The sequence below is a fragment of the Paenibacillus mellifer genome, from assembly GCF_023195895.1.
Classification (GTDB): Bacteria; Bacillota; Bacilli; order Paenibacillales; family Paenibacillaceae; genus Fontibacillus; species Fontibacillus mellifer.
Genome location: NZ_JALPRK010000018.1, coordinates 27,812 through 42,156 on the forward strand (window position 1 = coordinate 27,812; position 14,345 = coordinate 42,156).

At 54.7% G+C, this 14,345-nt stretch carries 13 protein-coding genes; 4 read left to right on the plus strand and 9 right to left on the minus strand.

Features of this window, described 5'->3' with window-relative positions:
- Positions 1-19 precede the first annotated feature (19 nt).
- The 8 genes from M0651_RS17275 to M0651_RS17310 form a co-directional block, all read right to left on the minus strand.
- Positions 20-1,285, minus strand: a complete 1,266-nt coding sequence (locus M0651_RS17275; RefSeq protein WP_248552975.1) for a stalk domain-containing protein — start codon at positions 1,283-1,285, stop codon at positions 20-22.
- A gap of 35 nt (positions 1,286-1,320) precedes the next feature.
- Positions 1,321-1,578: a hypothetical protein gene (locus tag M0651_RS17280; protein WP_372490987.1), complete on the minus strand. Its 258-nt coding sequence runs from the start codon at positions 1,576-1,578 to the stop codon at positions 1,321-1,323.
- 47 nt (positions 1,579-1,625) lie between these two features.
- Positions 1,626-2,438: an inositol monophosphatase family protein gene (locus tag M0651_RS17285; protein WP_248552977.1), complete on the minus strand. Its 813-nt coding sequence runs from the start codon at positions 2,436-2,438 to the stop codon at positions 1,626-1,628.
- A 258-nt stretch (positions 2,439-2,696) separates the two neighbouring features.
- A complete protein-coding gene (gene fabI, locus M0651_RS17290; protein ID WP_248552978.1) occupies positions 2,697-3,467 on the minus strand; it encodes an enoyl-ACP reductase FabI in 771 nt (256 codons plus the stop codon).
- A gap of 98 nt (positions 3,468-3,565) precedes the next feature.
- A complete protein-coding gene (gene uvsE / locus M0651_RS17295) occupies positions 3,566-4,567 on the minus strand; it encodes a UV DNA damage repair endonuclease UvsE (RefSeq protein WP_248552979.1) in 1,002 nt (333 codons plus the stop codon).
- Positions 4,564-4,887, minus strand: coding sequence for a hypothetical protein (locus M0651_RS17300; RefSeq protein ID WP_248552980.1), 324 nt, complete (start codon positions 4,885-4,887; stop codon positions 4,564-4,566). The genes uvsE and M0651_RS17300 overlap by 4 nt, the downstream gene beginning before the upstream one ends.
- Before the next feature lie 54 nt (positions 4,888-4,941).
- Positions 4,942-6,036 carry a D-alanine--D-alanine ligase gene (locus tag M0651_RS17305; RefSeq protein ID WP_248552981.1) on the minus strand — a complete coding sequence of 365 codons (1,095 nt, stop codon included), beginning with the start codon at positions 6,034-6,036 and terminating at the stop codon, positions 4,942-4,944.
- A gap of 100 nt (positions 6,037-6,136) precedes the next feature.
- The gene (locus tag M0651_RS17310) at positions 6,137-7,141 is read right to left on the minus strand and encodes an amidase domain-containing protein (RefSeq protein WP_248552982.1); all 1,005 of its coding nucleotides are present in this window, start codon (positions 7,139-7,141) and stop codon (positions 6,137-6,139) included.
- Between the two features lie 237 nt (positions 7,142-7,378).
- Here M0651_RS17310 and acnA point away from each other — a divergent pair, with 237 nt between their 5' ends.
- Positions 7,379-10,093: an aconitate hydratase AcnA gene (gene acnA / locus M0651_RS17315; protein WP_248552983.1), complete on the plus strand. Its 2,715-nt coding sequence runs from the start codon at positions 7,379-7,381 to the stop codon at positions 10,091-10,093.
- Positions 10,094-10,131: 38 nt separating this feature from the next.
- Here acnA and M0651_RS17320 read toward each other — a convergent pair whose 3' ends face one another.
- A complete protein-coding gene (locus M0651_RS17320) occupies positions 10,132-11,010 on the minus strand; it encodes a GNAT family N-acetyltransferase (RefSeq protein ID WP_248552984.1) in 879 nt (292 codons plus the stop codon).
- 104 nt (positions 11,011-11,114) lie between these two features.
- Here M0651_RS17320 and M0651_RS17325 point away from each other — a divergent pair, with 104 nt between their 5' ends.
- The 3 genes from M0651_RS17325 to M0651_RS17335 are packed head-to-tail and all read left to right on the plus strand — an operon-like array spanning position 11,115 to position 14,264.
- Positions 11,115-11,501 (plus strand): GntR family transcriptional regulator, encoded by a 387-nt coding sequence (locus M0651_RS17325; RefSeq protein WP_248552985.1) that lies wholly within the window; start codon positions 11,115-11,117, stop codon positions 11,499-11,501.
- A 6-nt stretch (positions 11,502-11,507) separates the two neighbouring features.
- Positions 11,508-12,614: a DUF1648 domain-containing protein gene (locus tag M0651_RS17330; protein WP_248552986.1), complete on the plus strand. Its 1,107-nt coding sequence runs from the start codon at positions 11,508-11,510 to the stop codon at positions 12,612-12,614.
- A 24-nt stretch (positions 12,615-12,638) separates the two neighbouring features.
- Positions 12,639-14,264, plus strand: a complete 1,626-nt coding sequence (locus M0651_RS17335) for an alpha/beta hydrolase family protein (RefSeq protein WP_248552987.1) — start codon at positions 12,639-12,641, stop codon at positions 14,262-14,264.
- The last annotated feature ends 81 nt before the right edge of the window (positions 14,265-14,345 follow it).

A 14,345-nucleotide genomic window follows, 5' to 3' on the forward strand; every position in this document is an offset into this window, starting at 1 on the left:
GCCCTCCCTAACGACAATATTAGATTTCGTTGATAAAGACCGTCTTCATTTTTCCGCTGTATTGTACATCGAGCCCAAGCCCCTGTACGAGCAAAGCCAGCGGCACATAAGTTTTGTTCTCCTTGCCAACCTTTTGAAGGAAGGCCGGAGTTGCAGTGGCGGCCGGCGCGCCGTCCACCTCGATTTGCTTGGAACCCACCGGAATGACAACCGTCCGGCTACCATAGGTGATTGTGGCGGTGGAACTACGGGTATCCCATTTGCTTATCGCTCCAACCGCATCGGTGATGTCCTTGATCGCCACGAACGTTTGCCCATTCTTCAGGATCGGCGGATATGGCGTGTTCAGCTCATTCCCTTTGACCACAACGGATATCGGCGCACCCCCGGTTTTAGCGGTTGTAGTGCGGAAGCTTCCCCAAACCGTTTCGGCGAAGATCTTGGCGATCACTTCATATCCGGCTTGATTCGGATGGATATCGGTATCGGAAAAAATATGCGTCAGCGATATTTCGCGTCCCGTAAAAGCTGCTGCCACATGAGCTGCCTTCACCAGCTTTGCTTGGTTCGCATGATCGGCAACAATGCCATCCACGATCGCAGTAAACTTGCCAGCCAGTTGCTGTAGTTCATCGTAAATAGATTCGCCAGCCAGCTTTGGCACCGGCTGATATTGGTCGGCAATCAAAATTTGCGCCGAAGGATTAAGCTCCGTCAGGATCCGGACAACCTCGCGGAGGTTGTTGCCATATGCCTTCAATACCTCTTCACTTTGAGCACGGAGCTGCTCCAGCGAGATGTTTTTCACATCCGGCAGCAGTCGAAGCAAGTCGTTCCCGCCGATCGTGATCGTGATCAAATCGGCTTTCTGAAGGTTGGCCTTCGCTTGCGTGATACCGGAAGCAAATGAAGCCATCCGCGGATCCGGCACATTCGCTTGAATATCGGTAGCAGTAACCGGCGAACCTGCTTGAATCGCCGTTATGTAGTTCTTCAAGCCTTCGCTGGTCAACCCGAGGATGCCGTAGTTGACCGCCGATGTCCGACCATGGAACAGTCCTTGTTCTTTCAGGCGATCAACGAAGCCGTAAGGAACGCTCGTTTCCGTCATCCCCGGCTCATACCCGGCGGTAATGGAATCGCCAAGCGACACGATAAGGTAGTCGTCGGCTTGAACCGCCTCAGCGGCTTTAACAGGTGCGGCAGCGGTGCCGCTGAATAGAATAAGGATAAGAGCAAGCGCTCCCGCCAATCCGGAAGCCAGGTTTAAACGAACATTCTTCAAGCCTTTCAACTCCTTTGAATAGTAGTAAGAAGCCGTTATTCCGGCTTCTTCTCTACGCGTCCCGTTCTCTTTAAATAGTCATCATAACGGCCATCGATTTCCTTGGCCATTTTCCGGTAATTCAACGTCTCTTCCACGATTGGATCCAACGTCGTTTGAATGCGGATCTCGTATTTCGGTGACAACTTCCTGCGCTCTTCCTCGCGGCGTTCTTCCTCGCTGCCGTATCCCCCTTCGGTCAGCATCTCGCTGAGCTCGCGTTCCAAATCCTTGCTATCGCTCATCCTGGACACTCCTTCCGGTATTCTGAGATCAAGCGTACCTGCTGAGAAAACTGGCTTTACAGCCCTGTCGCATCCGCGGCCCGGACCACGCCAAGCAGTTCTTCATGGATTTTGCCATTGCTAGCAATCAAATGGCGTACGCCGATGTGATAAGGGTTGCCTGTGGTATCGGTCACTATTCCTCCCGATTCCTTCACAATCAGTGCACCCGCGGCAACGTCCCAGGCGTTTAACCCCACCTCGTAATAGCCGCTCAGACGGCCAGCAGCCACATAAGCCAGATGCAGGGCCGCCGATCCGGCGGCACGCAGGCTGCGTACTTCGCCGGACAACGCATTCAGGCCACGCATATTCACCGGCAATGCAAACTCACGATCCGGATTAAAACCAACGGCAACAATACTGCCGGATAACGCAGCATCGGAGGACACCTTCGACGGTTGTCCGTGGATATACGCGCCTTTGCCTTTCTCCGCCACGAACATCTCATCCCGCATCGGGTCATAAATAACGCCGATGATCACTTCACCTTTATATGCCAGCGCAATCGATACGCAAAAAAACGGAAACCCATGCACAAAATTGGTTGTTCCGTCCACCGGGTCGACGATCCACAAATACTCCGATTCGCTAGCCTGTTTCAGCGCTGCAGCTGATGCCGCCGCTCCCGGTGCCACCCCTTCCTCGCCAAGGATCGCATGATCGGGAAAATGCGTTAAAATCAGCTTGCGGATCATGGCCTCCGCACCTTTATCCACGTCCGTCACCAAGTCCTGCGGGGATTGCTTCGTATTTAAGTCATGGTAGCCCCCAAGCCGGCTCTTGATCCATTCCCCCGCCTTTGCGGCGCAATTGATCGCTACGGCCATCGGGCTTTTACTACCTACCACATATGGAACTTTCGGATTCGATTCCAATCGATTCACTCTACTTTCATCGTAAACTGATAATCTACTCCTTAAAAACTATACGTCTATGATATTGCAAAGTTGCGTCCTTTCGCCTGTCCTGACGCAGAATAAAGTGAAAGCCGCACTTCCCTATATGCAAAAAGTCCGTGTCCAAAAGCGGGGTTTCGCCCCGCTGGAAACGAACTTTCAGCTGACTGACCGCATGCGGTCTTTACATTATGCGCCTACGATATTGTACCCGCCGTCCACGAAAATAACCTCACCGGTAATCCCGCGGGACAGATGGCTGATCAGGAACATCGCCGTATCGCCGACTTCTGCCGTTTCTGTCGTTCTGCGCAGCGGTGCTTTCTCTTCAACCTGCTTCAGGATCGAGTTGAAGTCGCTGATGCCCTTGGCAGCCAAGGTACGGATCGGCCCGGCAGATACCGCATTGACGCGAATATTCTTTGGTCCCAAATCGTTTGCCAAATAACGTACCGAAGCTTCCAGCCCGGCTTTGGCCACACCCATGACGTTATAGTTGCGCATTACGCGTTCCGATCCCATGTACGTCATCGTCATAATGCTGCCGCCTTCCGTCATAAGCGGAGCCAGTCGCTTCGATACAGCCACTAACGAATAAACGCTGATGTCGTTGGCCAACGCAAAACCTTCGCGAGACGTATCCGCAAATTCACCCGCCAAATCCTCGCCTTTCGCAAACGCAATGCTGTGCACGAGACCGTGCAGGACGCCAAATTCGCCGCGCAGCGTATCGGCCAGCTTGTCAATCTCCTCATCCACCGTCACGTCGCACGGCAGGATCAGCGAACCTGGAATCGTCTCGGCCAGCTTACGTACCCGGCCTTCTACGCGTTCGCTCTCATATGTAAAAGCCAAACGGGCGCCTTGCTCCGCCAAACTTTGCGCGATCGCCCAAGCGATACTGCGATCATTGGCAACCCCCATCACGATCACATTTTTCCCCGCTAATAAATCACCCATGAATATCCTCCTCTTAAATGCACCTTCATTTTGTACAACTTACCTTATTTCCCTTCATTTTTCAAGAGAGACGGGAGACAAGCGTGCTTGTCCGGTGATTACGGTTGGATGTGCACGCTGGCTCCGTCCAAAATCTCAACGCCATCCTCTTGATATCGTGCCAGGTCCTCCATCAACGCGAATAACGCCCCGTCTTTCAGCTTTGCCTCCAGCATCACGTCGACCCGATCGGTGATCGGAGCGATGCTGCGCAGAAATTCCAGCAGCGGCAGGACGATGACATGATCCGCATGTCCACGTGGATCGCTGGCGCTTTTGGGGCTGGACGCGTGGATTTTCGGCGGAAGCGGATCGTCCGACGGCGAGTCGGCCTGTGCGTACGGGGTTTGCCACGTCGCCAGGATGCGCCGCCACAGCTCGGCCGGACTTTCGCCTTCATTGTTCACCCATTGATGGTGAATGTCGAGCACCATTGGAATGCCTAATGCTTCGCATAGCTCCAGGGTCTCGGTCGCATTAAATGTCTTATCGTCGTTTTCGAACGTTAACCGCTGCTTGATGCGCTCCGGAAGAGCCGTTACGTTCTCGCGGAAACGGGCTCCCGCAGAGGGCTTGTCCCCGTAGGCGCCGCCGACATGGATATTGTTCTTCGCCCGGCCGTCCAAACCCATGGCGTCAAACATGGCGACATGATGATTCAGGTCGCGGATGGAAGACTTCAATACTTCAGGCCGCGGCGTACTTAGTACCGTAAAATGGTCCGGGTGAAACGACACCCGAAGGCCATGCTCCTTGACATATTTCCCCACGGCGGTAAATGGCTCTCGCAGCGCTTCGAAAGGATTCCAGTCTGAAAGCGACTCGTGGGTCGCAAGCGGAATCAGCTTCGAAGAGAAGCGATAGACCTGAATATCGTTGCCGACGTTATGTCGAAGCAGGCGAAGCGTGTTATGCAGATTGTCCCCGGCAATCGTCTCTAGTTTACGGATCGCCGCCTCACGGTCGGCAATTCCGTTAAACGTCTTCAGCGTCATTGTCTTCGACGGCGACGCGTTATCGATCACGGTGGACATCGCTACATAACCAAATCTCACGATCATTTTCGGTCCGGATCTCCGAAGAACATTTCATACGCCAGAGCGGTCTGCACCGCGGTCTCCTCTTCCGTCAGCGGACGGACCAGCTCCAGCTCAACCGAGGTAACTTCCTCTCCATTGAAGTTAATTTCGGCAACACAGGCGGTGATCTTCACAATGGCCACCGCTTTATTATCAGGCGAATAAGCGATCACCTTTTGACCTGTCGGAAATACGCGCAGCCCTTCTTTGAGCATTTTGCCGCGTCCGTATTCCAGAAGTTCATAAAGCTCTTGCTCTTTCTTGAATTTACAGACCGAGTTGAATTCAGTTTGAAATCCCATCGTCATCCCTTCCTTTCCTAAGCCGGTCGTTCGGGCGGCAATGATCTCCGCCGTCTAAACGCCACTTTCGAATTCCAGTGCCTGCCGGGCTGCATAACGCTCCAGCGCCAGTTCGATCAGGCGATCCAGCAGCACCTCATAGGCCACCCCAGTTTCGCGCCACAGAAGTGGATACATGCTGAAGGGGGTGAAGCCCGGCATCGTATTCACTTCGTTAATCCAAATCTTGTGATCCGACTTCCGCACAAAGAAATCGGCCCGGCACAACCCGCTGCCAGCGATGGCTTTAAACGCTCTGACCGCCAGCTCCCGAATTCGCTCAGCAAGTTCAGTATCGATGGACGCAGGAATCAGCATCTGCGATTTCCCGTCCAGGTATTTGGCCTGGTAATCATAGTATTCTCCGGAAGAGACGATTTCTCCCGGCACGGAGGCTAGCGGTTCGTCGTTGCCGAGAACCCCAACTTCCACTTCACGGGCGTCCACGAACTCCTCGACGATTACCTTGACGTCGTAGCGGAACGCCTGCGCCACGGATGCCAGCAATTCCTCACGTGTTCTCGCCTTAGAGATGCCGACACTAGAACCTAAGTTCGCCGGTTTGACAAAACACGGATAACCAAGCTTCTCTTCAATTCCTTGTACCAGCGCATGACTCGACCGTTCCCATTCGGTAGCGGTGAAGTAGCAGTAAGCGCATTGTTCGAGACCTGCTTCAGCAAACAGCTTCTTCATGATCACTTTATCCATCCCGGCCGCAGAAGCCAGTACCCCCGCTCCGACGTAAGGCAAGTCGGCCATTTCGAACAGCCCCTGGATGGTACCGTCTTCGCCGTTTGTTCCATGCAGAAGTGGGAATACAACGTCAATGTTGGATTGGCCCGACGAAAGCTTGCTGAACAACAGCCCCATCGCAGCTGATGTATCTCCTGCGCTCTCCCCAAGCTTCAATTCCTCCAGGGCCGCAAACGGCGCGTTCAATCTGTCGCCGACTTTCCACTTGCCCTGCTTGTCGATATAAAAAGGAAGCAGTTCGTATTTGTCGTAATTAAACGCCTTAGATACGGCAAAAGCCGTCTGCAGCGAAACTTCATGTTCTCCCGATTTGCCCCCGTAGATAAGACCTACAGTGATTCTGTCCTGTCCCATAGCTAACCTCTTTCCTAAATAGGTAGTTCAAAAAATTATCTTTGGATCACGAGGTATTTCAAGAAGATCGAACGACATCGAATCTTGAATTCAGCCTACTTTAAAACCGGTCCGCGATATGAAAAAAACGATACACCGTATTGTCGGTCCAGGCGTAGGAATCCCGGTAGTCCCAATAGCGGTGTTTGCTTGGCGTCGTATGGGCGTTGACCAGCGGCATTCCGCCGGCGTCAAACGCAGTTACGATGGTGCTATGCTGAAACGTGCCGTTTCCGTCCCAGTCGTAGGCGATAACGTCCCCGAGTTGGAGTTGTTCCGGACGTTCGATCAGCTCGGCGCGAAGCCCGTTTCGGCTCTGACCGAGATGGCGTTCCAGCGCATTGGCGACAGACCAGCTGTAGCTCCACAACTCCCGCCCGCCGACATGGCCTTTGTACCACCAGCCCGATTCTCTTTTTCCAGTATAATTTATTGGGGCCCCGCCTGCAAAGAGACATTGGGAGATATAGTTCGTGCAGTCGACCTCGAAGGCGGCAAACTCCGGATTAAAGCTGTCCCACCACCGGTCGGCGTATAACACCGCTTCCTCACGCCGGTAAGCGATGCTTCGAGCACCGCCGCCCCCAAGGACGTCGCGATTCAAAAATGGCCTCGGCACAGCCCCTTTATGGCCTGTCGCTTCGCCCTCATCATGAGGAGGGAGCACCAACGCCGGGTGTCGTTCAGGAACCGGCTGCTCCACCTTAATGACGATCCAGCCGGAGCCGTCGCGAGCCAGTGTCAGACGCTGCTTCTCGATCCGTTCCTCCTGGTGGCGGGCGCCTCCCTTTTCGTAATATATTTTTCGCGACAGCTGCAGATCGACCTCGATCTCACCCTCGCGTTTTTCAATTTCGCGTACCAGCTTGGCCCGAGTCTCGCAGCGCAGCGGCGCAGCCCCCCGGACGCGATACCAACTCTCCAGCTTGCGCTTCCGCTCGCCCCGTTGCAGCAAATACTCCACATCGGTTACGACCGTGCCCCCGCTAGGCGTGCGATAATCCACTTCATCCTGGTTCTGTTCGTTTACGTAAACCGATAACGTCTTTTTCCATTCATCCGCCATTCGTCCACGCCTCCTTTTTTCACTATTAGTCATTATATGAGCGCCTCGGAGGGAGTATGTTTTACACCTGTCCCGCAAGGGTCTGAAAACCCATTCATCCGCACCGGAACAGCCCAAACAAGCTTAAACTTGGGAACAAAAAGTTCTTTACTCACCACGTGAGGGAAGGTATACTTAAATCAAAGAAAATTTGAAATTATGTTTCATCAGGTGAAACTTATTCAAGGAGGTTCATTCATGTCCGCGAACGATTTTTTCTCCTCTGCCCGTACGCTGGAAGTCGACGGCAAGAGCTACCGTTACTTCGACCTGCAGGCTCTCGAGCAACAAGGGCTCGGCAGCATTTCCAAGTTGCCGTTCTCGATTAAAGTGCTGCTTGAGGCCGCTGTACGTCAATACGATGGCAGAGCCATTACCCAAGAGCATGTGAAGCAAATCGCAGGTTGGAGCGAGGGCCGCGATGAGAATAAGGAAATTCCGTTTATCCCCGCTCGTATCGTATTGCAGGATTTCACCGGCGTGCCGGTTGTCGTTGACCTCGCCGCCATGCGCGATACCGTGAAGAAAGCCGGCGGAGATCCGAAACAGATCAACCCGCTCGTGCCTGTTGATCTTGTTATCGACCACTCCGTTATGGTTGACGCGTTTGGTTCCCCAGACGCGCTCGAATACAACATGAAGGTCGAGTTCGAACGCAACGAGGAACGCTACCGCTTCCTGCGTTGGGCGCAAACGGCTTTCAACAATTTCCGCGCCGTACCTCCGGCCACCGGGATCGTGCACCAGGTGAACCTGGAGTACCTGGCTTCTGTGGCGGCTACCAAGACGGTGAACGGCGAAACGGTCGTCTACCCCGATTCCCTCGTTGGTACTGACTCCCATACGACGATGATCAACGGCCTTGGCGTCGTAGGTTGGGGGGTTGGCGGGATTGAAGCCGAAGCCGGAATGCTGGGACAACCGCTTTATTTTGTCGCCCCGGAAGTCATTGGGTTTAAGCTGACCGGCAGTCTCGCCGAAGGCGCAACCGCGACCGACCTGGCGCTGACCGTAACGCAAATGCTCCGCAAGAAAGGCGTCGTTGGCAAATTCGTAGAATTCTACGGCCCGGGTCTGGCGAACATCGGCCTCGCCGATCGCGCGACCGTGGCAAACATGGCCCCGGAATACGGCGCAACGATCGGTTACTTCCCGGTAGATACCGAAACGCTCGCTTACCTGCGCAGCACCGGTCGCTCTGAAGAGCAAATCGCCCTTGTTGAAGCGTATTACAAAGCGCAAGGGATGTTCCGCACGAACGATACGCCAGATCCGGAATTCTCCGATTTGATCGAGCTGGATCTTAGTTCCGTTGTACCAAGCTTAGCTGGCCCTAAACGTCCACAGGACCGCATCGAGCTTACTGCGATGAAGGAAAGCTTCAACACCATCATCCGGACGCCGGTTGAAAAAGGCGGTTACGGTCTCAGCGAAGAGAAGATCGAACAATCCGTACCGGTAAAGCATCCGGATGGCTCGAACAGTGAGTTGAAAGCCGGAGCGGTTGTCATCGCGGCGATCACAAGCTGTACGAACACCTCGAACCCAAGCGTTATGGTCGGCGCCGGCTTGCTGGCGAAGAAAGCCGTAGAACGCGGCCTGACCAAGCCGGGTTACGTGAAGAGCAGCTTGACCCCGGGTTCCCTCGTGGTCACCGAGTATCTGCAAAAAGCTGGCCTGATCGAGCCGTTGGAAGCGCTCGGCTTCCACGTTGCCGGTTACGGCTGCGCAACCTGTATCGGGAACTCCGGTCCACTGCCGGACGAAGTCAGCACAGCGATCGCCGATAACGATCTGACTGTCGCGGCGGTTCTCTCAGGCAACCGGAACTTCGAAGGTCGCGTCCATGCTCAGGTGAAAGCCAACTATCTGGCTTCCCCTCCGCTTGTTGTCGCTTACGCGTTGGCCGGTACGGTCAACATCGATCTGCAAAACGATCCGATCGGCTACGATCTCGATAACCAGCCGGTTTACCTGAAGGACATCTGGCCTTCTTCCGCGGAAATCAAAGAAGCCATCGGCCAATCGGTGAGCCCGGAGATGTTCCGCAGCAAATACGAGCACGTCTTTACGCAAAACGAACGCTGGAACTCCATTCCGGTTCCGCAAGGCGAGCTGTATGAGTGGGATGAGAAGTCGACTTACATCCAGAACCCGCCATTCTTCGAAAAGATCGGCGAGGGGCTGTCCGATATCGCCGACATCCGCGGTGCTCGCGTACTGGCCCTGCTTGGCGATTCGGTCACAACCGACCATATCTCCCCTGCGGGTAATATTTCGCCAAACAGCCCTGGGGGCCAATATTTGACCGATCATGGCGTCGAACGGAAGGACTTCAACTCCTACGGTTCCCGCCGCGGTAACCACGAGGTCATGATGCGCGGCACATTCGCCAACATCCGCATCCGCAACCAAGTGGCACCGGGCACTGAAGGCGGCGTCACCAAATATCTGCCGACGGACGAAGTGATGTCCATCTACGACGCTTCGATGAAATATCAAGCAGGCGGTCAGAACCTCGTCGTCATCGCCGGCAAGGAATACGGCACCGGCAGCTCGCGCGACTGGGCGGCGAAAGGCACGTATCTGCTGGGCGTTAAAGCAGTTATCGCCGAGAGCTTCGAACGGATCCACCGCAGCAACCTGGTTGGCATGGGCGTTCTGCCGCTGCAATTCCAGGAAGGTGTGAGCTGGAAAACGCTGGCCATCGACGGTACCGAAACGTTCGATATCGACGGACTCAGCAATGACGTGAAGCCGGGTCAAGAATTGACCGTAACGGCAACTCGCGCGGACGGGACTACGTTCCAATTCCCGGTGATCGCCCGTCTCGACAGCATGGTTGACGTCGATTACTACCACAACGGCGGGATCCTGCAAACGGTATTGCGTCAAATGATTGCATCAAACTGATCATCCAACCTTTTCTATATAAAAGAGTTCCCTTCAACCTACGAAGGGAACTCTTTTCGTTTGCAGACATAGTAACTCGATTCCGACACCATAGCAAAGCCAGTCTTGCGGTATAATTCCAATGCGCTGCGGTTATCTGCGGCCACGCTCAAGCGAATCCTCGAACGCCCCTGTGCCAGAAGCAACCGCACGGTTTGGGCCAACATCTCTCTACCATATCCGCGCCCCTGATGGGACGGCAGCACGCAAAAATCGTGGATCACCGCCGTTTCGTTCCCCAGAAGATTGACGCGAATCAAACCGATCCGCTCTTCCCCGCAGCAGCCGATATAATTGTGGCGGCTGGGCTCCCGAGTATGGCCCAAATACTGAAGGGTCCACTCCTCGGTATCGCCAAACGCCTGTGACAGGCAACGTACCATAAAGCCAAAATCCTCAAGCGCCTCCGGACGGAGCGTCGTAGCGAAAGCATCGGACGCCAAACCTTCCGTCAAAGCGGCGAGTTCCATAGCGAACTGCGTGCTGTCATATTGGGCGCCCATATGCTCCACACAGCGCAAGCCGGGTTCGGAATCGACGGGAACCTTAAACCGGTAGGTTTGGATCCCCTGCTCGTCCATCTCCGTGGACGCAATTTTCACGAGCCGCCGGAATACACCTTGGCGGCGCCATTCCGGGTGAACCATGGCGATGAGATTCGCCTCCGCCCCATCCGCGGTATACCAACCTAAATATCCGCGCAGACTTCCTTCCACCTGGTAGAGATAGGCGTGATCGCCGCTTTCTTTGCTCAAGTTATCCAGACCGATGTTCAATTTTGACCCGTCCGCTTGACGGCAAATTTGCTCCAGCCTGCGAATCGGTTCCAGCGATTCCGGCGAAACTTCCGATAGCTTTACAACGAATTGGGATGACATCGATTCAACTCCCCCTATACGAGAAATAAGAGTCTTTACACCACATTAACCATCTGTTATATTATAAGTATAACAGTTAGAACAAGAGAAGGAGATGCCACATTGTGATTATACAGCTGGATTTACAATCGGACGTCCCGATTTATACGCAGCTGGTCCATCAGATAATCGAAGGGATTGCCAGCGGGCGGCTTCAATTGGGTGAACCCCTGCCATCGGTACGAAGTCTAGCGTCTGACATCGGTGTGAACCTGCATACGGTGAACAAAGCCTACACGTTGCTGAAACAGGAAGGATATATCCAGGTCCACCGCCAAAAGGGCGTCGTCATTGATCCGCTCGGCATGCCTCCGGTCACTCCCGAATTCCGTGAGAAACAACGGCGCGAGCTGCGTCCGATCGTAGCGGAGGCTATCTGCCGCGGGATAGAGAAGGACGAGTTGCTCTCCCTAGTGGAACAAATCCACCAAGAAATTACTCGAGAGGAGTAGTACCCTATGATGCTTCTATCTACGTTGTTATTGTTGCTTATGTTTCTCCCCCTGTTAGCTTCCCTGGCCTTCATGCCTTATTTGACCCGGGAAACAGTGAGCTTCGGCGTATCGGTCAGCGCGGAGCAATATTGGAGTGAACCGATCCGTCGGTTGCGTCAGCAATATGCCGTCGTGAGCGGGGGGATTTATTCCCTGCTGCTGTTTGCGTGCCTGCTTAGTGTATGGAACAAGGACGGAAACGCCCAAGGCGTCTGGTTTAGCGTTTATGTCGGATTAACGATCGTCGTCTCTACGGCCCTCTACCTTATTTATTATTATCGTATGAAAAAGATCCGTCCAACCTTGCCCGTCGCTTCGTCGGCTCCCACTCTACTGGCGGTGGACACCGGCTTTCGCCGGCAAAAGCTGGCGCTTTCCAACAAGTGGTTCTTGGTCCACGCGGTGTTTATTGCCGCCAGTGTAGCCTTGGTATTAAGCCAATACGCTACGATACCAGATCCCGTCGCGATGAAATTTGACTTCTCTGGAGAAGTGGTGCGCAGCGCCGCCAAATCTTACCGTATCGTGTTGTTTCCCAACGTGATGCAGGTGATTATGACCGTACTATTCGGGTTTGTCAACTGGTCGATTCAGCACAGCAAGCAGCAGCTCCAAGCCGCCGACCCGGAACGTTCAATCCGCCAAAACGCTGCGTTCCGCCGCAGATGGTCTATTTTTACACTGGCGTCCTCGCTGGCGTTAATCCTGATGTTCTCGTTCATGCAAGTGAACATGATTCGTCCGATGGATAAGAACGTTATCACGGCAGTTAGCATGGCGGTTCCCGTGTTCATCGTACTGTTTGCGCTGGTGTTATCCTTCACCACAGGACAAGGCGGAAGCCGGATCGGCCGCGGTGCCCCAGCAGCGACCGGCTCAAGCACGGCACCGGTTCCGGATGATCGCTACTGGAAGCTAGGTTCTATTTACTTCAATCCGCAAGACCCATCCTTATTTGTCGAGAAGCGAAGCGGCATCGGCTGGACGATGAATTTCGCCAATCCGCTATCCTGGATCACCTTGCTTGGTATTTTGGCTGTCATCAGTTGGTCTGCCTGGCTCGCAAAATAGAAGTTAATCAAGGAGGAAATGACAATGACGAAACGATCCCAATTGTTCAAAAATGCAGCCGCCGCAACGCTGGCGCTCAGCCTGGCCCTCCCGTCCGCTTCTGCCTTCGCGGCGAAGCAAAGCGGCACGGCACTCGCCCCGGTACGGGAAGCCGCCGAAGGTTTTGGCGCACAAGTCCACTGGGAGTCCGGTAGCGATACGATCCTTGTCACGAAAGACAGCCATAAGCTGGTGCTAACCATCGGTTCTGCGGAGGCCCTCTTAGACGGGAACCACGTTATTCTTGATGAGCCAGTACGCATTGCCGAGGGCCGCGCGCTAGTCGACGCCGATTTCCTTGCCGAGGCGTTTGAAGGAAAGAACACGAATCAGCCAGAAGTCGGGGCTAAAGATCACGCCGACTTGTTCTTGAATGCGCTGCTTGCCGGCGACGGAGTCGAAGCGGCGAAATACGTCAGCCCTTCTTCGTCCTATGCCCTTCCGGCCGTCATGTTGAACCAACTATGGGCTAACTACGAAATGGTATTTGGCAAAGCGGCGGGGGCCCCGTCCAAAAGCGAAACGGCCAACACGATTCATCGCAACGTAACGTACGCCTTCCAAACGGCAGCGATTCCGGTCAACCTGACGCTACGGCTTAACTCCGCCGGGGAGATCGACGATATGTACATCGTCGCCGCGACCAGCTCGGCATACCAAAAACCCGCCTACGACGACGCTGCCGCTTACACCGAGCGGGAAGTAACCGTTGGCGAAGGGGCCATGGCCCTTCCGGGCACATTGACGCTGCCAGCCGCGGGCAAGGGGCCTTTCCCGGCGGTGGTGCTCGTGCACGGCTCCGGTACGAACGACCGGAACGAGGCGATTGGCAGCTCTAAGCCCTTCCGCGACCTCGCGGTTGGCTTGGCTGCGCAAGGCATCGCCGTTCTGCGGTATGACAAGGTCTCGTACGAACATACGTTTAAAGTCGCAGCGGATCCGAAGTTCACGCTTAAAAAGGAGACTGTCGACGATGCTCTGAAGGCGGTCGCTTTATTGAAGCAAACGCCGGAAATCGATGCTTCACGCATCTTCGTCGCCGGTCACAGTCAGGGCGGCTACGCCATGCCGCTGATTACCGAAGGCGATGCTAGTGGCGACATCGCCGGAACGATTTTGCTGTCCGGACCAAGCGGTAAATTCGCCGACGTGTTGGCCGAGCAGCAAGCCGAACTCGTCGGCCGGGTGAAACAGCTTGGCCAAGATACGGCGCCTTACGAGCAACAAGCTGCTGTGTACACGTCGATCGCCGCGATGGTTAACGACCCGCAGTACAGCGTCGACCATATGCCGGAGCAGTTCCCGGCCCAGCCTGCTTATTGGTGGTTTGATCAGAAGAACTACGTGCCGGCCGAACTCGCCAAGCAGCAATCCGGTCCGATGCTGATCCTGCAAGGCGAGAACGACTGGCAGGTGACGATGAAGCAGTTCGAAGGCTGGAAAACAGCGCTGCAGGGCCGCAAAGACGTCACCTTCAAATCGTATCCGCAGGTCAATCATCTGCTGGCCAAGGTGGACGCTCTCTCCATCGGCGCCGAATACACCCAGCCGTCCAACGTGTCCAAGGAGATCGTCGACGATATCTCCGCTTGGGTTCGGGGGATCAAGTAAGCCGCGCTGCGCTTACTGCCCCATCGAAGCCAACAAAAGGGTTCGGCCCAAAAGGTAGTAGATCAGTTCGCGGAAATGTTG

What these genes read in the sequence shown, in the direction of transcription:
- M0651_RS17310 (WP_248552982.1), bottom strand. Translation starts at nt 7,141, where the DNA reads ATGGCGGATGAATGGAAAAAGACGTTATCGGTTTACGTAAACGAACAG.
- M0651_RS17330 (WP_248552986.1), top strand. Translation starts at nt 11,508, where the DNA reads ATGATGCTTCTATCTACGTTGTTATTGTTGCTTATGTTTCTCCCCCTG.
- M0651_RS17320 (WP_248552984.1), bottom strand. Translation starts at nt 11,010, where the DNA reads ATGTCATCCCAATTCGTTGTAAAGCTATCGGAAGTTTCGCCGGAATCG.
- M0651_RS17285 (WP_248552977.1), bottom strand. Translation starts at nt 2,438, where the DNA reads ATGGCCGTAGCGATCAATTGCGCCGCAAAGGCGGGGGAATGGATCAAG.
- uvsE (WP_248552979.1), bottom strand. Translation starts at nt 4,567, where the DNA reads ATGATCGTGAGATTTGGTTATGTAGCGATGTCCACCGTGATCGATAAC.
- M0651_RS17335 (WP_248552987.1), top strand. Translation starts at nt 12,639, where the DNA reads ATGACGAAACGATCCCAATTGTTCAAAAATGCAGCCGCCGCAACGCTG.
- acnA (WP_248552983.1), top strand. Translation starts at nt 7,379, where the DNA reads ATGTCCGCGAACGATTTTTTCTCCTCTGCCCGTACGCTGGAAGTCGAC.
- M0651_RS17300 (WP_248552980.1), bottom strand. Translation starts at nt 4,887, where the DNA reads ATGGGATTTCAAACTGAATTCAACTCGGTCTGTAAATTCAAGAAAGAG.
- fabI (WP_248552978.1), bottom strand. Translation starts at nt 3,467, where the DNA reads ATGGGTGATTTATTAGCGGGGAAAAATGTGATCGTGATGGGGGTTGCC.
- M0651_RS17305 (WP_248552981.1), bottom strand. Translation starts at nt 6,036, where the DNA reads ATGGGACAGGACAGAATCACTGTAGGTCTTATCTACGGGGGCAAATCG.